At 69.7% G+C, this 21,894-nt stretch carries 13 protein-coding genes; 12 read left to right on the top strand and 1 reads right to left on the bottom strand.

What is annotated here, in order from left to right; all coding sequences use genetic code 11:
• Positions 1–79 precede the first annotated feature (79 nt).
• Positions 80–1,279 (top strand): cyclic nucleotide-binding domain-containing protein, encoded by a 1,200-nt coding sequence (locus HV826_RS25680; RefSeq protein ID WP_176419606.1) that lies wholly within the window; start codon positions 80–82, stop codon positions 1,277–1,279.
• A gap of 23 nt (positions 1,280–1,302) precedes the next feature.
• On the opposite strand, the gene HV826_RS25685 is transcribed toward HV826_RS25680, so the two are convergent.
• Positions 1,303–2,475, bottom strand: a complete 1,173-nt coding sequence (locus HV826_RS25685) for a PAS domain-containing sensor histidine kinase (RefSeq protein ID WP_176419607.1) — start codon at positions 2,473–2,475, stop codon at positions 1,303–1,305.
• A gap of 225 nt (positions 2,476–2,700) precedes the next feature.
• On the opposite strand from HV826_RS25685, the gene HV826_RS25690 reads away from it, so the two are divergent.
• The 11 genes from HV826_RS25690 to polA all read left to right on the top strand — a co-directional run bounded on the left by HV826_RS25690 (position 2,701) and on the right by polA (position 21,821).
• Entirely contained in the window at positions 2,701–4,983 is a 2,283-nt protein-coding gene (locus HV826_RS25690) for a serine/threonine-protein kinase (protein WP_176419608.1), read from the top strand.
• Between the two features lie 47 nt (positions 4,984–5,030).
• On the top strand, positions 5,031–6,023 hold the full coding sequence (gene glyQ, locus HV826_RS25695) for a glycine--tRNA ligase subunit alpha (RefSeq protein WP_176419609.1): 993 nt from the start codon (positions 5,031–5,033) through the stop codon (positions 6,021–6,023).
• Entirely contained in the window at positions 6,013–8,124 is a 2,112-nt protein-coding gene (gene glyS / locus HV826_RS25700; RefSeq protein WP_176419610.1) for a glycine--tRNA ligase subunit beta, read from the top strand. Before glyQ ends, glyS begins: the two co-directional genes overlap by 11 nt.
• Before the next feature lie 137 nt (positions 8,125–8,261).
• Positions 8,262–9,740 (top strand): YncE family protein, encoded by a 1,479-nt coding sequence (locus HV826_RS25705; protein WP_176419611.1) that lies wholly within the window; start codon positions 8,262–8,264, stop codon positions 9,738–9,740.
• Positions 9,737–11,806 carry a hypothetical protein gene (locus HV826_RS25710; protein ID WP_368670989.1) on the top strand — a complete coding sequence of 690 codons (2,070 nt, stop codon included), beginning with the start codon at positions 9,737–9,739 and terminating at the stop codon, positions 11,804–11,806. The genes HV826_RS25705 and HV826_RS25710 overlap by 4 nt, the downstream gene beginning before the upstream one ends.
• A 63-nt stretch (positions 11,807–11,869) precedes the next feature.
• Complete coding sequence (locus HV826_RS25715) at positions 11,870–12,739, top strand: FHA domain-containing protein (protein WP_176419613.1); 870 nt, start codon at positions 11,870–11,872, stop codon at positions 12,737–12,739.
• Between the two features lie 109 nt (positions 12,740–12,848).
• The gene (locus HV826_RS25720; protein ID WP_176419614.1) at positions 12,849–13,385 is read left to right on the top strand and encodes a prepilin peptidase; all 537 of its coding nucleotides are present in this window, start codon (positions 12,849–12,851) and stop codon (positions 13,383–13,385) included.
• A gap of 35 nt (positions 13,386–13,420) precedes the next feature.
• A complete protein-coding gene (locus HV826_RS25725) occupies positions 13,421–14,869 on the top strand; it encodes a type II and III secretion system protein family protein (RefSeq protein ID WP_163785805.1) in 1,449 nt (482 codons plus the stop codon).
• A gap of 162 nt (positions 14,870–15,031) precedes the next feature.
• Complete coding sequence (locus HV826_RS25730) at positions 15,032–16,813, top strand: ATPase, T2SS/T4P/T4SS family (RefSeq protein ID WP_176419615.1); 1,782 nt, start codon at positions 15,032–15,034, stop codon at positions 16,811–16,813.
• A 7-nt stretch (positions 16,814–16,820) separates the two neighbouring features.
• Positions 16,821–19,049, top strand: coding sequence for an FHA domain-containing protein (locus tag HV826_RS25735; RefSeq protein ID WP_176419616.1), 2,229 nt, complete (start codon positions 16,821–16,823; stop codon positions 19,047–19,049).
• A gap of 45 nt (positions 19,050–19,094) precedes the next feature.
• Positions 19,095–21,821 (top strand): DNA polymerase I, encoded by a 2,727-nt coding sequence (polA, locus tag HV826_RS25740; RefSeq protein WP_176419617.1) that lies wholly within the window; start codon positions 19,095–19,097, stop codon positions 21,819–21,821.
• The last annotated feature ends 73 nt before the right edge of the window (positions 21,822–21,894 follow it).

A 21,894-nucleotide genomic window follows, 5' to 3' on the forward strand; every position in this document is an offset into this window, starting at 1 on the left:
GAGGGGGGCAGGCCGGGAGGGGGCGCCACGCGTTGGCAGCGCCCATGCTGGCCGGTCTCACCGGAACGGGAGACCCAACATGTCAGAGTCAGCAGGTGGCCAGGGCGAGGGGAGCGGGCGGCTGCGCACGCCCGTGGAGGGGGCCCTCCGCGCGGTGCGCTCCCTGGTCGAGTTGGAGGACACGGACCGGGCGGCGCAGCTCTACGAGGAGCTGGGCGATGCGCAGCGCGAGCGCATCCGCCACGAAGCCGAACAGGGTCCGGCGAAGGAGCGCCGGGGCTTCGTCGAGGTGCTGCGGCGCGCGCGGGACTTCCTGGGCGCGGCCCGGCTGATGGATGGCCAGGGCGAGGACGCCACCGCCGGGGACCTCTATTTCCAGAGTGGCCAGTACATGGCCGCCGCGGAGAGCTACCTCCGCGCGGGGGAGGCCGAGCGCGCCGCCGCCGCCTTCGAGCGAGGCGGGGCGCTGGAGCGCGCGTTGGCCGTCTATCAAGAGCTGGGCTCGCGCGAAGCCATGGCGCAGTGCCTGGTGCGTCTGGATCGCCCCTTCGAAGCGGCCACGCTCTACCGGGAGCTGGGGCAGGCGCACGCGGAGGTGGAGGCGCTCGGGGGCGTGCGCGTGGAGGACTCGCGCTTCGTGGAGGCGGTGCTGCGCATCTGCCAGTTGCTGGACGCGGAGGGCTTCACGCACCGGGCGCTGGCGGTGCTCGCGGACGCGGTGAGCAGCTCGGAGGACGCGCGCGGAGACCCGGCGCTGGTGACGGAGAAGGCCCGGCTGCTGCGCCGCATGGGGATGGAGGCGGAGGCGGAGGCCATGCTCATCCGCCGCTCCGGAGGCGCGTCGGCGCCCGCGGCGAACGGGTACCGGTTCCTCAAGGCCATCCCCATCTTCGGCGAGCTGTCCCTGGAGGACATGAAGGACCTCTACCGGCTGGCGCGTCAGGTCGTCATCGCGCCCGGCGCGGTGTTGCTGGAGAAGGGCGCGCCCGGCGTGGGGCTCTTCGTCCTGATGGACGGCTCCGTGGACGTCTTCAGTGGACCCGAAGAGGACGCTCGGCACCTCAACGCGTTGGGGCCAGGGGCCTACCTGGGGGAAATCTCCCTGGTGCAGGACGGGCCCGTGTCCGCGCACGTCCGTGCGCGGACCTCCGTGCGGGCGCTGCGCATCAGCCGCGCCGACTTCGACCGCTTCGTGGACACGCACGAGGCGGCGGCGCTGCGCATCTACCGCCTCTTCACCCAGAACCTCGCGGGCCGGGTGCGTGCGCTGAGCACCTGACGGCGACGGCCCAGGGCGCGCTTCTACGTGGGGCCGAGCGGGAGCCGGACGCTGAACGTGCTCCCCTGGCCCACCACGCTGGACACCCGGATGTCACCCCCGTGCGCCGTGACGACCTGGTGGGCGATGAAGAGGCCGAGCCCCAGCCCGCTGTAGTTGTGGCCGGACACGGCCCGCATGAACCGGTCGAAGACGTGGGGCAGTGCCTCCGGCGCGATGCCGATGCCTTCGTCGCGGATGTTCAGCAGCGCCATGCCACCTTCCGCGCGCAGGCTGACGTGAACCGGCTTGCCCTCTCCGTACTTGATGGCATTGGAGAGGAGGTTGGTCATCACCTGCTCCACCCGGCGCGTGTCCCATTCGCCGCGCACGGGCTCCGGCGCGTCCAGCGCCACGGTGCTTCCGACCTGGGTGGCTTGTGGCAGGTAGCGCGCGATGACCTCCCGGAGCAGCGCGGTGAGGTCCGCGGGCACGTGCTCCAGGGTCAGCTTGCCCACGCTGATGCGTGACACATCGAGCAGGTCGTCCACCAAATCCACCAGCTTGCGCACCTGACGGACGGCGACGTCGAGGTCGCGTTCCACGCGCGCGCTTGGCAGCAGGCCACCCGAGGCGTTGTCGATGGCGCGGCGCATGGCCGTCAGCTTCAGTTGCAGCGGGGTGAGCGGGGTGCGCAGCTCGTGGGACGCCACGGACAGGAAGTCGTCACGGATGCGAAGCGCCTCCCGCAGGCGTTCCATCTCCCGTTGCTCCTGGGCCTGATAGCGGGCGGTGAAGTCGCGCGTCACCTTGCCGAAGCCACGCAGCTGTCCCGTCTCGTCGTACAGCGCGGTGATGACGACGTTGGCCCAGAAGCGGCGGCCGTCCTTGCGGACGCGCCAGCCGTCCTCCTCGAAGCGGCCTTCACGCGTCGCCACGTCGAGCCCGTACCGCGGCCGGTCCCGCGCCACGGCTTCGGGTGGATAGAAGCGGCTGAAGTGCTGCCCCAGGATTTCGTCCGCCCGGTAGCCCTTGATGCGCTCGGCGCCCGGGTTCCAGCTCGCGACGTACCCGTCCAGGTCGAGCGTCAGGATGGCGTGGTCGGTGACGCTCTCAATCAACAGCCGGAGCTGGTCCGCAGTGTCTTGCTTGGATTCGCCTTGCCCGGAGTATGCGATGCGCCTGGCGCTTCCGGGGCAGCCGTTGGTGTCTTCCATGGGCCTCCTGCTCCTGACTGGCTGGTATGAGAACACGCCCCCTTTCGTCACGGGGAATCGCGTGACGTGGCCATCGGCCAGCAGACACTCCGGTCGGTGCGCGAGCTGGCGGCCCGCCGCTACCCAGCCCCGACGCGGTGTGCCCGAGCACCCTTACGGCGCGTCAAGAAAGGGGTCGTCACGAAGGTCGACGTGGACCCAGGCGGGCGATAACATGCCGCGCGAATGTCCATGCAGGGTGGCGCCGGTGACGATCCCGATCGGGGGCGGCGCATCGGAAAATACGAAATCCTCACGCGCCTCTCGATAGGAGGTATGGCGGAGCTGTTCCTGGCCTACACCTCCGGGCCCGGGGGATTTCGCAAGTTCGTCGCGGTGAAGCAGATTCTCCCGGACATCAAGAAGGACGAGCAATTCGTCCAGATGTTCCTGGACGAGGCGCGCATCACCGCGGCCTTCTCACACGCGAACATCGGCCAGGTGTTCGACCTGGGCGAGGAAGGCGGGGAGCTGTACCTCGCCATGGAGTTCCTGCCCGGGCAGAACCTGGAGCAGGTGGTGAAGGCCTCCGCGCGCCAGGGCTACCCGCTGCCGCTCGGCTTCGTCGGGCGGGTGATTCGCGATACCTGCCTGGGCCTGCACTACGCGCACCACTTCACGGACCCGTCGGGCCGGCCCGCGGTGGTGGTGCACCGCGACGTGTCTCCGAAGAACGTGATGCTCACCTACGACGGCGTCGTGAAGGTGATTGACTTCGGCATCGCCAAGGCGCGCGGACGCTTGGGCCGCACGCAGGTGGGGACGGTGAAGGGGACCAGCGGCTACATGTCCCCGGAGCAGGTGCGGGGCGCGGCCACCCTGGATGGCCGCAGTGACTTGTTCTCCGTGGGCGTCATGCTGCACGAGCTGCTGAGCGGCCAGCGGTTGTTCAGCGGGCCACACGAAGCGGCGGTGATGATGCAGATCGCCGAGGCCGACGTGCCTCCGCTGCGCGGCCTCAACCCGGACCTCCCCGAGGCCTTGGAAGCCGTGGTGACGCGAGCGCTCTCACGGGACGTGTCCCAGCGCTTCACCAACTGCCGGGAGATGGCGCGCGCCATTGAAGCGGCGCTCGGCTCGGAGCTCTTCGACGAGGACGGCATGACCGCCGTCATGGGCGACCTCTTCGCCGACAAGCGTCAGAAGACGCGCACGCTGTTGGAGCTGGCCAGCCGCGCGGAGGACGCCCGCGTCAGCGAGGCGGCGGGTGCCCTCCAGCAGGAGGACAGCTCGGACGCCGCCCCCACGTCGCAGATGCCCGCCCCGCGCGGACGGCCCGGTTCGCCCTCGGCCCGGCCCTCGAGCGCGCCCAAGCCCCTGCGCCGTCCGGCGGAGGGCGGCGTGGCCTCGCGTGGACCCTCAAGCGCCGGCAACGGGAGCGCGCCCAAGCCCACCCCTCAGCGGCGCGCCAGTGAGGCGGCCCCTTCGGCTTCGCGCACGCCGCGCGGAGGTCAAGACAGCGCGCCGGCCTCGCGTACGCCTCGGCCGCGTTCCACTGCCCGGCAGGAGGCCCCGGCCGAGTCCTTTGACGAGCCGAGTGAGCTCCAGACGCAGCGGTTCCGTTCCAGGCCCCAGCGGCCCGGCGCGGACGGTGCTCGGGCCTCCGGACGGCCGGCGCGCCCTGGTGCGTCCCGGGCCTCGGACACGCCGGTGGAGACGCCCGCCGCCCGTCCGCCGTCGCGCTGGGCCCGTCGGCTGTTCCTGCTCCTCCTGCTGGGAGGCCTCGGCTGGGCGGCGACGTTGCCCGCCGTGCGTGCGCAGCTCCAGCCGGGCTTCGAAGCCGCCAAGGCGTGGGTGAGCGCGGAGCTGAATTCGCCGCCGCCGGAAGACCCCGCGAACCAGCCCTGGCCACCGCGGCAGGCGGGCCCGCCGCCGGGCTTCCGTCGGGCCGAGCCGGAACCCGCACCTTCCGCGCCCTCCCAGGCCGAGCAGGCCGCCTTGGACGAAGCGGCGGTGGAGGACGCACCCGGAGCCAAGGCTCCGACGAAGGCCCCTGCCGTGCGGAAGGCAAAGGAAGGCGCCTCTTCGCCGGCGCGGTGGGCGGCCGCTCCCAAGGCCGAGCCCGAACCGGCCAGTGCCAAGGTCGCGCAGGGCAGCCCACCTCCACGCGAGCCAGCGCCTCGCGTGGCGGAGGCCCTTCCGGCGGCTGAGCCCGTCACCACGGTGACGCAGGACCCGGAGGGAATGGCGGAGGTGCTGGACACCCGCACGGCGCAGGGGGCCGCGAAGGCGGGACTGGGGTGGATGACGCTCTACACGGTGCCGCGCGCGGCCGTGTTCGACGGCGCCACCCAGCTGGGGACCACGCCCCTGAAGCGATTCCCACTGCCCGTGGGCGTCTACCGCCTGCGCGTGGTGGACCCGACGGAGGTGGCTGCGGAGAGCCGGCTCCTGTCGGCCCCCATCAAGCCGGGCGAGGAGACGAAGCTTCAAATCCGGCTGGCGGACCTCCCACCGTACAAGGAGTGAGCGCCGTCCTTGACGCTCTGGACCCCCGTCACTAGGGTCCGCGCGCTATGTATTTTCAGGACCTTATCTTCACGCTCCAGAAGCACTGGGCCGACCAGGGGTGCATCAACACGCAGCCCTATGATGTCGAGGTCGGCGCGGGCACGATGGCCCCGTACACCTTCCTGCGTGCCCTGGGCCCGGAGCCCTGGAACGTGGCGTACGTGCAGCCCTCGCGGCGCCCCGCGGACGGCCGGTTCGGAGAGAATCCCAACCGCCTGTTCCAGCACCACCAGTTCCAGGTCATCCTCAAGCCGGCGCCGAAGAACGTCCAGGAGCTGTACCTGGAGTCGCTGCGGAAGATTGGCATCGACCCGTTGGCGCACGACATCCGGTTCGTCGAGGACGACTGGGAGTCGCCCACGCTGGGGGCCTGGGGCCTGGGCTGGGAGGTGTGGTGTGACGGAATGGAGGTGACGCAGTTCACCTACTTCCAGCAGTGCGGCGGCTTCGACTGCAAGCCCGTGTCCGCGGAGCTCACCTACGGGTTGGAGCGCATCTGCATGTACCTGCAGAACGTGGAGAACGTCTTCGACATCGAATGGGTCAAGGGCGTGAAGTACCGCGAGGTGTTCCACCCCAACGAGGTGGAGATGAGCAGGTACGCGCTCCAGGAGTCGGACGCGCAGATGCTCTTCGCGCTCTTCGACGCGTACGAGAAGGAGTGCAAGCGCCTCATCGAGCGCCAGTTGCCGCTGCCCGCGTACGACTTCGCGCTGAAGTGCTCGCACGCGTTCAACCTGCTGGACGCGCGCGGCGCCATCTCCGTCACGGAGCGCGCCAACTTCATCAAGCGCGTGCGCGACAACGCCAGGCTGTGCGCGGAGGGCTACCTCCAGATGCGTGAGCGGCTGGGCTACCCGCTGCTCAAGTCGCCGTGGACGGTGGGTGAGCAGCCCCCGGTGCTGGAGGGCAAGCCGGCCAGCGACTACTGGAAGACGGTCGTCCTCAACAAGCCCGTGGAGAAGAAGCAGAAGGCGGAGGTGACCCGTGGCGCGTGACCTGCTCCTGGAAGTGGGCGCGGAGGAGATTCCGGCGTCATTCATCGGCCCCGCGCTGGACGACCTGAAGCGCGTCATCACCGAGCGCATGGCCGACGCCCGCCTGAAGCACGGCGAGGTGCGGACCTTCGGCACGCCGCGGCGGCTCGCGGTGTGGGTGAGGGACGTGGCGGACGCGGGCGAGGACATCATCAAGGAGGTCCTGGGCCCCAGCGCCAAGGCGGCCTTCGACGCGCAGGGCAAGCCCACCAAGGCGGCGGAGAAGTTCGCCGAGGGCCTCAAGCTCACGGTGGACCAGCTGGGCCGCGCCACCACCGCCAAGGGCGAGTACCTGTCCGCGCGCGTGGAGGAGAAGGGTCGCCCGGCGGCGGACATCCTGAAGGACACGCTGCACGCGGCGGTGCGCGGCATCAACTTCCGCAAGTCCATGCGCTGGGGGGACGTGGACACGTCCTTCGCGCGCCCGGTGCAGTGGCTGGTGACGCTGCTGGGCGGCGACGTGCTGCCCGTGGTGTTCGGTGACGTGACGAGCGGCCGGACCACGCGGGGCCACCGCTTCCTGTCGCCCGGCGCCATCGAGCTGACGGCTCCGGCGGACTACGAGGCGGCGCTGGAGAAGGCGCACGTGGTGGCGGACATCGCGAAGCGCCGCGCGCAGCTGGTGGAGAAGGTGAAGGCCGCCGCGAGCAAGGCCGGCGCCCAGCTGTTGGAGGACGAGTCGCTGGTGGACCAGGTGACGAACCTGGTCGAGCTTCCCAGCCCGGTGGTGGGCACCTTCGAGGAGCGCCACCTGGACCTGCCCCCGGAGGTGCTGGTGCAGGAGATGAAGAGCCACCAGCGCTACTTCTCGCTGGTGGACAGCGCGGGCAAGCTGCAGCCGAAGTTCATCGCCGTGTCCAACACGCCGGTGCGCGACGAGCAGCTCAGCCTGCGCGGCTATCAGCGCGTGCTGCGCGCGCGACTGGCGGACGGCCGGTTCTTCTTCGACGAGGACCGGAAGACGCCGCTCTTCGACCGCGTGGAGAAGCTGGGCCGCGTGGTGTGGCAGGGGCAGCTGGGGAGCTACCTGGAGAAGGTGGAGCGCTTCCGTACGCTGGCGGTGTGGCTGGGCCAGCAGACGGGGCGGGCAGGGGAGGCGGCCACCATCGAGCGCGCCGCCACCCTGGCCAAGGCGGACCTCGTCACCGGCATGGTGGGCGAGTTCCCCGAGCTCCAGGGCATCATGGGCCGCGAGTACGCCCGCGCGGGCGGTGAGCCAGACGCCGTGGCCCTGGCCATCGCGGAGCACTACCTGCCGCGCGGCGCCGACGACGCGCTGCCCACGCAGGACGCGGGCGCGCTCATCGGCATCGCGGACCGGCTGGACTCGCTGTGCGGCATCTTCGCCATCGGCAAGGCGCCCACGGGCGCGGCGGACCCGTTCGCCCTGCGCCGCGCGTGCATCGCCATCATCCGGCTGGTGCTGGGGCGGGGTTACCGCTTCAGCCTGTCGGCCGCGGTGGACGAGTCACTCCGGTTGCTGGCCCCGAAGATCGCCAACGCGAAGCGCAAGGCCGGCGAGCCCGCGCCGCGTGAGCAGGTGCTGGAGTTCTTCCGCGGCCGCCTCAAGGCGCTGTGGGGCGAGCAGCACCGCACGGACGTCGTGGAGGCGGTGCTGTCCGCCGGCTTCGACGACCTGGTGGCCGCGCAGAAGCGCCTGGAGGCCCTGAGCCACCTCGTGGGCCGGGCGGACTTCCAACCCCTGGCCGCGGCCTTCAAGCGCGTGGTCAACATCGTGGAGAAGCAGGGCCGCGACGTACAGGGGGGGGAGACCAACCCCCAGAAGCTGGTGGACGAGCCGGAGCGGAACCTCCACACCGCCTTCACCCAGGCCCGGAGCACGGTGTCGGGGTTGGTGCGCGCGGATGACTTCTCCGGTGCTCTCCGGGAAATCACGGGCCTGAAGCCCGCCGTGGACACCTTCTTCGACAAGGTGATGGTCATGGCCGAGGACAAGGCCCTGAGGGAAAACCGCATCCGCCTGCTCGTGGAGATTGGCGCCCTGTTCAACCAGGTGGCCGACTTCTCGAAGATCCAGGCCGAAACGGCCGCCGCGGCCTGAGGCGTGGCCTGCCTGCCCTCCGGGGGAAGAAGCACCCCGGGGGGCACGGCGGCGTCGGGCGCACGGCGCATGGGAATGGCGCGCCGCGTTTCCGGTTGCCCGGGGGGAGGCCCCTTCCTACACTCCGCCCCCCTCTGATGCGCGCCTACCTTCTTACCTCCGCGCTGCTCCTCGTGTCCTGCAACGTTGGCACCGAGAGCAAGCCCCCCCCGTCCACCCGGCTCGTGTACCCGAGCGGTCTTGCCTTCTGGCGCCCCGAAGCGGGTCCGTCCACCAACGGATACCTCTACGTGGCGAGCGCCAACTTCGACAAGTGCTACGACTCCGGCTCGGTCATCGCGCTGGATTTGGACGCGGTGGGGGTGCGGCCCTTCGGGACGGACTTCGGCCCCGAGGAGTCGCTGCCCAACGACGTCACGTCGCTGGGGATTGGCGCCCAGTCCTACGTGCAGATTCAAAGCTTCGCCGGGGAGATGGCCATGTGGAGCCCCCCGGGCCGTCCGCCGCGGCTGTTCGTCCCAGCGCGGGCGGAGGGCAGTCTGCTTCACGCCATCGACGTGGGCGATGACGGCCTCAGCCTGAGCTGCGTGCAGGGCGGCGAGCGCGACTGCCGCGTCAACGCGCTGTCGCTGCTGGATGTCCCAGGGGCCTCCAACGGGTTGCCTTCGGCGCCGGGGCCGCTGGGTGTCAGCGTGGCCGGCAACGGCGAGGACGCTCGCGTCTGGGTGACGCACACGGAGCTGGCCGGGCCGCCGACGACCTTCGCCGAAGCGGACCTGGCGGGCTACGTGCTGCACCTCCCCGCGGCGAACCCCACGCGCGACGCGCTGAGCACCAGCGAGTTCGTGACGCTGGGGACCAATGACCGGCTCTCCGGCGTCGCCCACGCGACGGCGATTGGCAGCCGGTATGTGTACGCCTCGGGGCGCAACTCTTCCTCCACGCAGCTGGGGGCGCTGCCGGCGCGCTTCATCCTGCGGCTGGTGGACCGGACCGTCGCGGGCCGCGTGCTGGAGACCGACCTGGAGCTGTCGTACTCGGTGCGCGAGGCGCGCGGCGTGGCGGTCGTCCCGGCTGCCACGCGCGTGCCCGACCCGGCGTCACCCGAGCTCACCATCGTGGACGAGCGCGTCTACCTGCTGGCGCGCGGTCCGGACACGCTGCTCATCCTGGACGTGCTGAACGCGGCGGGCACGGCGCCCGACGCGGGGACGGCCCCCAGCGTGCGCATCGTGTCGGCGCTGCCGGTGCCCGCGGGTGCCAGCGAATTGGAGGTCATTCCGCGCGGCCCTGGCCGCGGCAACCTGGTGGCGGTGACGGGCAGCGGCGACGAGGCCGTGGCCATCTTCGACGAAGAAGTGGGGCAGCTCGTCGCCCAGGTGCAGGTGGGCGACAACGACCCGAACCAGCCCAGCCAGCCCTTCGGCCTGGCCGCGGATGTGCGCGACAACAGCGCTCGCATCTTCACCAGCACGTTTGGTGACGGCCGCGTGGCCATCATCGACATTCCCGACCTCGACCGGCCGCAGAACGCCCGGTTGGTGGCGCGGCTCGGCGCCCGGCAGGGAAGAGACCCGCGCCAGGGCACCAGCCTGTGCCAGGAGACCTCCCCGTGAAGCGCGGTACCCTTGCTCTGCTCCTCGCGAGCGCCGGCCTGTCCGGCAGTTGCTCATCGACCAACGTGACGACGGGCTTCGCTGGCCTGTCCGGCACCTTCGACGTGACGCTGGCCAACAACCTCGTCTTCGTCACGTCGTCGGACCGGGACGAGCTGCGCGTGCTCGACCTGGACTCGAACCCCCGCACCTTCGTCCCGGCGCCCAACCCGCTGGAGGCGCTGTCCATCCCCGTGCTGGACCGGCCGGACGGGCTCACGCGCGACGTGGCCTACAACGCGGAAGGCAACGACGTCCCGGGGCCGTACATCTACGCGCGCAGCTCGGGCTCGTCGGAGGTCTCGGTGGTGGCGTCGGCGCGCGACCAGCTCCGGCAGGTCGTCCGGCTCCAGGCGGCGAGCATCGTCACGGCCTTCGCGGCGCGCTCGCCCGCCGAGGGCAGCGGCGGCCCCAGCACGCTGTACTACGCCATCCAGGACCCCGACGGCCTCTTCGGCGCGGACACCGGCGGTGCCCGGGTGATGCGGCAGGAGCTCCCGGGGCCCGATGCACTGCAGGCCGCGGAGCCCGCGGCGATTCCCGAACCAGTGACGGTGTTCTGTCTCCAGCCCGGTGAGTCCATCCTGGCCATGACGATGCTGGCCGGCGAGGGCCAGTTCGCGGTGGCCACGCGGCAGGCGTCGGGCCGGTCGGGCCGCACGCTGCTCGTCACCGATTCGGGCCCGGTCGCCGACTGCCTCCAGCCCTCCGCGCCCACGGTGGATCTGTCCGAGGGCTTCGGCAGCGTGCCGGTGCGGCTCCTGGTCAGCCACCCCCGCATCGCCATCCCCGACGTCGAGCCCATCAACGCGGGCCGCTACATCTTCGGCGTCCGGGACGAGTCCGCGTGCTCCGCCGCGCGCGAGTGCTCTGGCGTGCTCGCGGTGGACACCGAGTCGTCCCCCCCCGGGCAGACGGCGCGGGACCTCAGCGGGGCGCCGATGCTCCCCATCTTCCCCGCGGGCGGCTTGCCGACCGGCCTGGCCCTGGTTCCGGACGCGCCGCTTCGCATCGTCCTGGACGACGGCTCGGTGCTCAACGACGTCCGGGTGCCGCTGCTGGGGGTGATGCCGTCATCCAACGGCTACATCACGCTCTTCTCGGCCGGCGATTTGCGCCAGTTCGACCTGTCGGGGGCGGCCGCGCGCGCCACGGTGACGCTGCTGGACAGCAACGAGCTGCCCGTCGTCATCGAGACGGCGGACCTGGTGACGGTGACTCAGGACCCGACGCTCCAGTCGACGGTGCTCTATGAGGGCTCCGTTCCGAACGGCTTCTACCGGATCATCTACCAGGGTGGATTGCCAGGGCTGAGCAGCCTGCCGCGGGACCTCGACGCCCCGCGGACCTTCGAGGCCGAGGCCACCGTTGCCGCCTCGGCGCGGGCCGGGGACCTCATCGTCCTGGAGGGCACGGATGTCCTGTGCGCCGTCGACCTGCCCATCACGTCGGTGGAGCCCGTGGCGGGGACGTCCCGGGTGCGCTTCGCCATCGCGGACGCACAGGAGATTCCGACGGACTGCGCCAGCCTGACGCGGTTCACCGTGCGTGCGGGTGGAGACCAGCCCTTCGTCCTCTTCGACGAGGCGGGCACCTTCCTGTCCCGCGATGTGACGGGGGCCTCGAGCTACAGCATCCCCACGGAGTACTTCTTCCACGCCGAAGGCTTCTACTTCGACGACGACTCCAACCCTCTGACTCCGCCGGTGCCGAACCTGTCCAGGTTCCCCCAGCCGCCGCCGCCGGTGCGCATCCGGGTGGCGGCCGTGGGCCGCGAGGTTCGTCGGGGAGACCGCTACGCCGTGACGGTGATTTCCGGCATCCGCAGCTACATCTTCACTCCGGATGTCACGGCGGGGACGGGCCTGGCATTCTACACGCTGCCTGGGCCGGTGGTCGCCGCCCAGAGCCGCAACACGAACATGGCCTACATCGCCTACCCGTCAGCGGACGGCATCCTCCAGGTTGGCTTTCAGGCCCTAACCGACAACCGGGCGCAGTCATTGGCGCTGGTCCCCTTCGAGTAACTGGGCGGACGGGGAGGCCTCTGCTATCGTCCGGGGCTTCCTGGTTCACGCGAGTCAAGACCGATGATCGATCAGAACTCCCGTCCTGCCCGCAAGGTTGGCATCGCCGACCACCTGTGGGAGACGTTCGAAGACATGGCCCAGCAGATGGGCTCGGATCGCGATGCCCTGATCAACCAGGCGCTCTTCATGTTCGCGCGCCTGAACGGCTTCCTCGAGGTGAAATCTCGCTCCGAGGCCGCCGTGGCACCCGCGGCCGCCGCTGCGCCGATGAAGCCCGTTCAGGCCGCTGCCTCCGCGCCTCCGCGTCCGTCCGCGCCGCCGGTGCTGGCGCCCGCGCCCCGTCCAGAGTCCACGCCCCCGCCCGCGCGGCCTCCCGTGCGCGCCACGCCGGAAGAGCGGGCCTCCGCCAACGGCCTCGACAATGACCCGGTGCGCCGCGAGGTGGCCGAGCGCGTCCTGGAGACCGCCGCGGAGCTGGAGCGCCTCATCAAGGGCAAGAACAGCGAGCCGCCTCCGCCCGCCGACGACCTGGTGGAGGAGGACGAGGAGCCGCTTCCCGAGGCCGAGGATCCAGGCCTCCTGGACGAGGAGCCGCTCCCCGAGGAGGCCGACGAAGAGCCCGCTGACGACCTCGCCGAGGAGGAGGAGGTCGGCGCGCTGTACCTGGTGACCGAGTCCGGTGATCAGGAGCAGATCGTCAAGGAGCGCTTCGTCATCGGCCGCGGCAAGCACTGCGACTTCGTCATCAACTCCGGCAAGGTCTCCCGTGAGCACGCCGTCATCTCCCACGAGGGTGACGACTGGATCATCGAAGACCTGGGCTCGTCCAACGGCACCTGGTTCAACAAGCAGCGCATCAAGCGCCGCAAGATTGAAGACGGGGACGAGTATTTCATCTGCAGCGAGAAAATCCGTCTCCTGGTCCGATAATCGGTGACCCAGGCCCCGTCCCGCGGGGCTTCTGGTTGTTCGCCAATTGACGGGCTCCAGGCGTCCCTGGTTTGATACCGGACGCCTGCCGCGAAGAGGACAGGCGCTGATGACGCCTGTTCAAATCGTGTTGTGGACGGTTCTTGGAGTGGCCCTCGTGATCTCCGTGGTGACGGATGTGCTTCGCCGCGAGATCCTCGACGCGGTCACCTACCCGCTGATGGCGGTGGGCCTGGGCGTGCGCCTGGCCACCGAAGGGGTGGGGGACCTGGAGCATGGGCTCATCAGTGGTGTGGTATCGGGGGGAGGGCTCGCGTTGATGCTGCTGCCGGCGGCGCTTCGTGGGCGGATGGGGTGGGGCGACGTGAAGTTGATGGGAGGGGTCGGAGCCGTGCTGGGCTTCCCGGCGGTGCTCGCGGCCGCGGCCTTCATCTCACTGGTGGGAGCGCTTCAGGCGGTGGTGACACTGCTCTGGCAAGGCGCGGTTTGGGACACGCTGGCGGCAGTGGTGCGCCGGTGGGCGGTGCGGGTGCGTTTGGCCAGCGCGGACGCGCAGCCGGCGCCCCAGCGCCACATCCCCTATGGAGTAGCCATCGCGCTCGGCACCGTTTGGGCGCTGTGGTGGCAGCACGGAACGTTGGGTTAGCTCGGACTTCTGGAAGAGAAGAGGGGACACGGACGATGTTCACACGCATCACGCATGCCGCGGCGCTAGGCGCCCTCATCGCACTGGTGGCGGGCGGCAGCGCCCTGGCGCAGGATGGCACCACCGTCAGCCTCGGCGTGGGTTCCCAGAAGGTGATCACCATTCCGGGCCTCAGCCGCGTGGCGCTCGGTGATCCGAGCGTCGCCGAGGTGAAGACGCTCGGCTCCGGCCAGCTGCTCATCACCGGTCAGGCTGAAGGCAAGACGACGCTGCTCGTCTGGAAGTCCTCGGGCCAGCGCGTGAGCTACCTGGTGGCGGTGCGCAAGCAGGACCCCAACGAGGTCATCTCCGAGATCCGGCGCCTGCTGGGGGAGATTGAAGGCGTCTCCGTCCGCATGGTGGGTGATCGCATCTACCTGGACGGTCAGGCCTACACCACGCAGGACGCCGACCGCATCGAGCAGGTGGTGGGCCTCTACCCGAACGTGAAGTCGTTCGTGAAGATCGCCCCCAACGCCAAGAAGCTGGTGGCCCAGAACCTCAACGCGGCCTTCCAGAAGGCGGGCCTGAAGAACGTCCAGGCCAACGTGGTGGGCGCCACCATCTTCCTGGAGGGCTCGGTGGAGAGCCAGCAGGACCTCCAGAAGGCGGAGCTCATCACCAAGGCCATCGGTGAGAAGGTGGAGAACCTCCTCGTCGTCGGCATCAAGCGGATGATCCTCTCCGAGGTCCAGTTCGTCGAGATCCGCCGCAACAGCCGCGACCGGTACGGCATCCGCTACCCGACCGACATCACCGGTACGGCGACGGCCATCGCCAACATCTCCCAGGAGCTCTTCCCGGGCACCTTCGGCTCGGGCGTTTCGACGCTCGCGCTCAACGCGGGCGCGGACTTCTCCTTCGGCTTCCAGGGCAACGACGGTTACGGCCGCCTGCTCGCGCAGCCCAAGCTGGTGTGCGCCAGCGGTGAGAAGGCGGAGTTCCTCGCCGGCGGCGAGGTCCCCATCCCGCTCATCACGAACAACCAGTTCACGGTGGAGTTCAAGAAGTACGGCGTCATCCTGAACCTGCGCCCCACCGCGGACCGCAACGGCAACATCCAGACGGAGATTGAAGCGGAGGCCTCCGAAATCGACACCTCCGTGGCGGTGTCCTTCGGTGGTTCGGCCTCCATCCCCGGCTTCCGGACCCGCAAGGTGAAGACGAACGTCACCGTGCGCCACGGGGAGACCATCGTCCTGTCCGGCGTGTTCAGCCACGACGAGCAGAAGTCCGTGTCGAAGCTCCCCGGCCTGGGTCACATCCCGATTATCGGTGAGCTCTTCAAGAGCCGCGGTTTCGACTCCACCAAGCGCGAGCTGGTCATCTTCGTCACCCCGCGCATCGTCAACCCGGACTCCGACAAGGTCCGGACCATCATCGAGGACGTGAAGAGCCGCTACAAGCAGGCCCGGTCCGAGGTGAACTTCAACATCTTCGACTGAGGTGGGCGCCCCGGGCGCCGCCTGAGACGGGCCTTTGGGGCCCACGGCACGGGTCGGCTTCTTCCCTTCCAGGGGCGGTTGCCGGCCCGTCGCCTTGCGGGCAAGCATGCAACCCGGTTCTCACGCTTTGAGGACGAGGGGGGCTTGCTAGCATCCGTCCCCATGTTTCTCATCACCCTCGCGGAAAAGGGCGGCGGGACCGAGCAGCGCGAGTATCACAAGAATGAAGTCACCATCGGCCGTCTGCCGGGCAATGACATCATCCTCGCGAAGGGCAACGTCTCCAAGTACCACTCGCGAATCGTTGCCAAGGACGGCAAGTTCATCATCGTGGACATGAAGTCCACGAATGGCACGTTCGTGAACGGCAAGAAGATTGCCGCGCCCCAGGTTCTCAAGCCGACCGACCAGGTCTACATCGGCGACTACATCCTCAACGTCGAGGCGCTCGCGGACGAGGGCCCGGTGATGACCCGGGCAGGGCAGCCCGAAGAGGAGTACTACGACGAGCAGGGCGAGGAGCCCTACGAGGACGAGGAAGGGGCTTACGACGAAGAAGAGCCCTATGAGGAGGAAGAAGAACCGCCTCCCGCGCCCGCGCCCAAGGGAATGCCGGCGTCGCTGGCGTCCGCCCTGGCGAAGAACAAGCGCAAGGTGGACCCGCGCCAGGAGCGCTACACCCGGCTCCAGAAGGAGATCCACGACCGGCTCATCGAGTACCTCGACCTGCGCCGCATGGACATGGACCGGCTCGGCGACGACGAGCTGTGGCGCCGCACCGAGAAGGCCATCCGCGACATCATCGACCAGATGGAAGCGGACGGAGAGCTCCCGGAGGACGTGGACCGCGAGGAGCTGCTCACCGACGTCATCAACGAGGCGCTGGGGCTCGGGCCCCTCGAGGCGTTCCTCGCGTCGGATGACATCAGTGAGATCATGGTGAACCACGCGAACCAGATCTACATCGAGCGCAAGGGCAAGCTGACCCTGTCGGAGAAGACGTTCTCCTCCAACCAGGCGGTGCTCGGCGTCATCGAGCGCATCGTGGCGCCCATCGGCCGCCGCATCGACGAGTCCAGCCCGCTGGTGGACGCGCGCCTCAAGGACGGCAGCCGCGTCAACGCCATCATCCCGCCGCTGGCGCTGAAGGGGCCCTGCATCACCATCCGCAAGTTCAAGAAGGACTCGCTGAAGATCTCGGACCTCATCAAGTACAAGACTGTCACGGCGCAGATGGCCGAGTTCCTGGAGATGTGCGTGAAGGCCCGGCGCAACATCGTCATCTCCGGCGGCACCGGCTCCGGGAAGACGACGACGCTGAACATCATCAGCTCCTTCATCCCGGAGGAGGAGCGCATCGTCACCGTGGAGGACGCCGCCGAGCTGCAGCTGCCGCAGGACCACTGGGTGCAGCTGGAGAGCCGGCCGCCCAACCTGGAAGGCAAGGGCGCCATCACCATCCGCGAGCTGGTGAAGAACTGCCTGCGCATGCGGCCCGACCGCATCGTCGTGGGCGAGTGCCGCTCCGGTGAGACGCTGGACATGCTCCAGGCCATGAACACCGGCCACGACGGTTCGCTCACCACGCTCCATGCGAACACGCCGCGTGACGCCATCGCCCGCTTGGAGACGATGGTGCTCATGTCCGGCATGGACCTGCCGGTGAAGGCCATCCGTGAGCAGATCGCCAGCGCGGTGCACATGATCGTGCAGCAGACGCGCTTCTCCGACGGGACGCGGAAGATCTGCTACATCACCGAAGTGTCCGGCATGGAGGTCGACATCGTGACCCTCCAGGACATCTTCTATTTCAAGCAGGATGGCTTCACGGAGGACCACAAGGTCCGTGGCCGCTACGTCGCTTCGGGCTTCGTGCCGAAGTTCTACGACGAGCTGCAGCGTAAGGGCATCCCCGTCAACATGAGCATCTTCCGCGAGGACTGACGCGCCCATGGCCACCCTGGTCGTCCGTCACCCTGACGGCACTGAGAACGAATTCGCCATCGCGGGCGAGCTGAAGATTGGCCGCCAGCAGGGCAGTGACATCCTCATCACCGAAGGGGGCGTGTCGCGGACGCATGCGCGCGTCTTCGACGAAGGCGGCGCCGTCTTCATCGAGGACGTGGGCAGCGCCAACGGCACGTTCGTGGACGGCCAACGCATCATGGCGCCCACGGCCCTGACGCCGCAGTCGGAGGTCCTCCTCGGGGACTACGTGCTGCGGCTCAAGGCGGCCGCCGCGCGGGGCTCGGGTGCCCGCCGCGCGGCGAAGCCCGCGGCGGGAGGCGATGAGGCCATGCCGGTGGGCGGCGAGGGCGGCGGTGCACGCGCCACCCGGGCCATGCCCAGCATCAAGAAGGGCCCGGGCGCGGCGAAGGGCGCGCCCGGCGCCGCGCTGGCGAAGCGGCCCGCGCGGCCGGCTCGTCCCGCCCCGGGTGGCGGCGCACGGCCGCCGCCGGCGGGGGGCCCGGTGCTTCGCGGCATGGTCGGTCCGTGGGCCGGCCAGACGTATCCGCTCAAGGGCAAGGTGCTCGTGGGGCGGCAGCCGCCCGCCGGCATCATGCTGGATGACGACTCGGTGAGCCGCCGCCACGCGGAGCTGGAAGCGACCAGCGCGGGCGTGACGGTGCGGGACCTGGGCAGCGCCAACGGGACGCTGCTCAACGGCGAGCCGTTGGACCAGACGCCGGTGCCGCTGGAGCCGGGGGATCAGCTCCAGTTCGGCGTGGTGGAGATGTCCTTTGAGCCCGAACCGTCCGCGGTGCCCGTGCGCCGGGGCGCGGCGGGCGCGGCGCGAGGGGGCGCGGACGAGGATCCCGCCGCCAGACGCAAGAAGCTCATCATGGTGGCGGCGGGGTTGGTGGGCGTGCTGCTGATGGTGGGCATGGTGTCGTCCATCCTGAACCCCACGCCTGTGGATGTTCAGGGGCCGGGCGCGGGCGCGCAGATGGATCCGACGCAGAAGATCCAGGAGCTGCTGAGCGAGTGCCGCTCCTACGCGTCCAGCGAGCTGGGCGCCCCGAACTGGGAGAAGGCCAACGAGATCTGCACCCAGGCGCTGGACCTGGACCCCATCCACGCGGAAGCGAACACGCTCATCCGGCGCATCAAGCTGGAGCAGGAAGCCTTCGAGCACTACTCGCAGGGCGAGCGGCTCTTGCAGCGCCTCAAGCCGGAAGAGGCCCTGGAGTCGTTCCGGAAGATTCAGAAGGAGAGCGAGTACTTCCGCCGCGCCCGCTCCAAGGCCCGCGAGGCCGCCGAGTCGGTGACGAAGCGCGCGCTGGATGACTGCAAGCGGTACCTGGGCAACTCGCAGTGGAGCGCCGCCGTGTCTCGGTGTGAGGTGTACATGTCGGTGTGGTGCCAGTCGAAGACGCGCGAGGATCTGCAGCCGCCGCTGGGCTTCACGCTGAAGCTGCTGGGCCGGCTGCGCCGCGACGAGTGGCGGCCCAAGGATCCCCTGTTCGTGAAGTTCCTCATCGCGCGCCAGAAGATGGATGCCAACGCGGCGCCCTGGGAGTGCCCGGTGGCGGAGGTGCTGGCCGGAGACGAGCGGGTCGTGGACCCGCGCACCTTCGTCATGGAGGCGGCGAAGAAGCGCTTCCCCAACAAGCTGATGCAGGCCGCGCTCCTGGACTACTGGGGGGGCCGTGGCAGCGAGGCGCTGGCCACCATGCAGAAGCTGCGCGCCAACTATGAGTCCGCGCAGTACCACGCCGAGGCGGACGAGCTGATGAAGGTCATGTCCACCGTGGATCAGCTCTTCAAGGCGGGCCAGAGCTACCTGGCCGCCGAGGATCCGGAGAAGGCCGCGGAGCCCTTCCGCGAGGCGCTGGCCATGGACAAGGCGGTGATGATGGAGCTGGCCGAGTCCAAGCCGTCCTTCTACCGGCGCAACATCCTCCAGGACATCGCGGAGAAGTCGTACCTGCGCGGCAAGCAATGGGCCGACCGCGAGGACCGCCGCCGCGCCTGCCGCGTGTGGAAGCTGGGCTTCAGCTTCTACGCGGGCAATCCGAACCTGAACAAGGCCGCGGCCTTCTGCTCCTCGCGGGCCCTGGAGGCCTTCCGTGCCGCGGAGGGCTGCGGCGACATGGCGGTGGCGCTGGACTACGCCGTCAAGGGCGACGGCGTGGAGGAGATGGTCATCGCGAAGCAGGCGGAGCTGGGCTGCAAGTAGCACGCGCCGTGGACAGGGCCGGGCGGGCGCGCTAGGCACGGGGGCATGGCCGACACCAGCCCTTCGCGCCCCGCGCCCACCCTGGTCCTCATCGACGCGTCCGGCTTCATCTTCCGCGCCTACCACGCCATCCCCCCGCTCACGACGAGCAAGGGCGTGCAGACCAACGCGGTGCTGGGCTTCACGCGCATGGTGCTCAAGGCCCTGCGCGAGCTGAAGCCCACGCACGTGGCGCTCGCCTTCGACAAGGAGAGCCGCACCGAGCGCCAGAAGATTGATCCCTCCTACAAGGCGAACCGCGAGGGGCCCCCGGAGGACCTCGTTCCCCAGTTCGCCCTCATCCGCCGCGTGGTGGAAGCCATCAACGTGCCCGTGCTGGAGGTGGCCGGCTGGGAGGCCGACGACGTCATCGGCACCCTGGCCGTGAAGGCGAAGGAGGAGGGCTTCTGCGTCCAGGTCGTCACCGGCGACAAGGACTTCGTGCAGATTGTCGACGACGACGTGCGCCTGTACGACCCGATGAAGGACGTGCACACGCTGCCCGCGGACGTGAAGGCGCGGCTGGGCATCGACCCGGGGCAGATGCGGGACTACCTGGCCCTCATCGGCGACGCGGTGGACAACGTCCCCAAGGTGCCGGGCATCGGCCCGAAGACGGCCACCGAGCTCATCCAGCAGTTCGGTGACGTGGAGACGCTGCTCTCGCGCCTGGATGAGGTGAAGAAGCCGAAGATTCGCGAGAATATCGCCTCGCACCGCGAGAGCCTCCTGCGCGCCAAGGTGCTCGTCACCTTCAAGACGGACCTGGCGCTGGACGTGCGCATGGCGGACCTGTCCCGCCGGCCGGTGGACGCGCAGCGCTCGCGCGAGCTGTTCACCGAGCTGGAGTTCTTCGCCCTCCTCAAGGAGCTGCCCCAGCAGGACGGTGTCTCCGGGGCGCCCGAGGACGTGAAGGAGAAGCCCGCGCCGCTGACGGTGACGCCGCGGCTGGTGGGCGAGGACGCGGCGCTCACCTGGCTTGCCGGCGCCGTGCGTGAAGCGGGCGCCGTCACCCTGATTCCCGCCTATGAGGGCTCGCCCTTCGCCGCGAAGCTGGTGGGCCTGGGCGTGGCGCTGCCGGACGGACAGACGGCGTATGTGCCGCTGCGGCACGCGCAGCTCGGCGTCACCCAGGTGCGCCCGGAGGCCTTCACCGCGGCCTTCCGCGAGGTGCTGGAGGACGCGGCGGTGAAGAAGGGCGGGCACGACCTCAAGGCGCTCAGCCTGACGCTGGCCAACGACGGCATCACCCTGCACGGCGCGCACGACGACGTGGAGCTGCTCAGCTACCTGCTCAACCCGTCCCGTCGCGAGCACGCGCTGGTGGACCTGTCGCGCGAGCGGCTGAACACGGAGCTTCCGCCCCTGCCGCCCGCCGCGGAGGGCAAGCGCGGGAAGAAGGACCGCGCGCTGGCGGACCACACGGTGGAGGAGGTGGCCACCGGCTTCGCCATCCGCGCCGAGGCCGCGCGCCGGCTGGCCCCCGAGCTGTGGAAGGAGCTGGAGGCGGCGAAGCTGGCGGAGCTGGCCCGGGACATGGAGCTGCCGCTGTTGCCGCTGCTCGCGCAGATGGAGCGCCGGGGCGTGCTGCTGGACACCGCCGAGCTGTCGCGCACCTCCGTGAAGGTGGACGCCGCCGTCGAGGCGCAGGTGAAGGAGGTCTACCGACACGCGGGCCGCGAGTTCAACATCGGCTCCAACCCGCAGCTGGTCGACGTGCTCTTCAACGAGCTGAAGCTGCCCATCATCAAGAAGGGCAAGACGGGCCCCTCCGCGGACCAGGAGGTGCTGGAGAAGCTGTCCGAGGAGCACCCGCTGCCGGGCGCCATCATCGAGTACCGCGGCCTGTCCAAGCTGAAGAGCACCTACCTGGACACGCTGCCCACGCTGGTGGCGGCGGACGGGCGCATCCACACCACCTACCACCAGGCGGCCACCGCCACCGGGCGCCTGTCCTCCACCGACCCGAACCTCCAGAACATCCCCGTGCGCACCGAGCTGGGCCGGGAGATTCGCCGCGCCTTCGTGGCCGCGGAGGGACACCAGCTGGTGAGCGCGGACTACAGCCAGGTGGAGCTGCGGCTGCTGGCGCACATCGCGCAAGACGCGGTGCTCATCGAGGCCTTCCTCCATGACGAGGACATCCACACCCGCACCGCGGCCGAGGTGTTCGGCGTGGCCAGGGAGCAGGTGGACCGCGAGCAGCGGCGCGTCGCGAAGATGGTGAACTTCGGCATCGCCTACGGCCTGTCACCGCACGGCCTGGCCGCGCGGCTCGGCATCGCCCAGGACGTGGCCCGCGACATCATCGAGCGCTATTTCACGCGCTACGCGGGCATCAAGCGCTACCTGGAAGAGACGGTGGAGCGCGCGCGCAAGACGGGCTACGTGGAGACGCTCTACGGCCGCCGCCGCTACATGGCGGACCTGAACTCGAAGAATCGCGGCGTGGCGCAGGCCGCCGAGCGCGCCGCCATCAACATGCCCATCCAGGGCACCGCCGCGGACCTCATCAAGAAGGCCATGCTGGCGGTGGACGCGGCGCTGACGGCCCAGAAGCTGCGCACGCGGATGCTGCTGCAGGTCCATGACGAGCTCCTCTTCGAGGCGCCCGACGCGGAGGTGGAGCAGGTGAAGGCGCTGGCGGTGAAGGCCATGTCCTCGGTGGCCGAGCTGAAGGTGCCGCTCAAGGTGGACGTGGGCGCGGGGCGCAGCTGGGCGGACGCGCACTGAGGCGCGGGCGGGGCGGCGTGGAAAAAACACGGGAGGAGCGCCCACCCCCGTAGGCTGTCTCTTATACACAACT

This window comes from Myxococcus sp. AM010, from assembly GCF_013372585.1.
GTDB classification, from domain to species: Bacteria; Myxococcota; Myxococcia; order Myxococcales; family Myxococcaceae; genus Myxococcus; species Myxococcus vastator.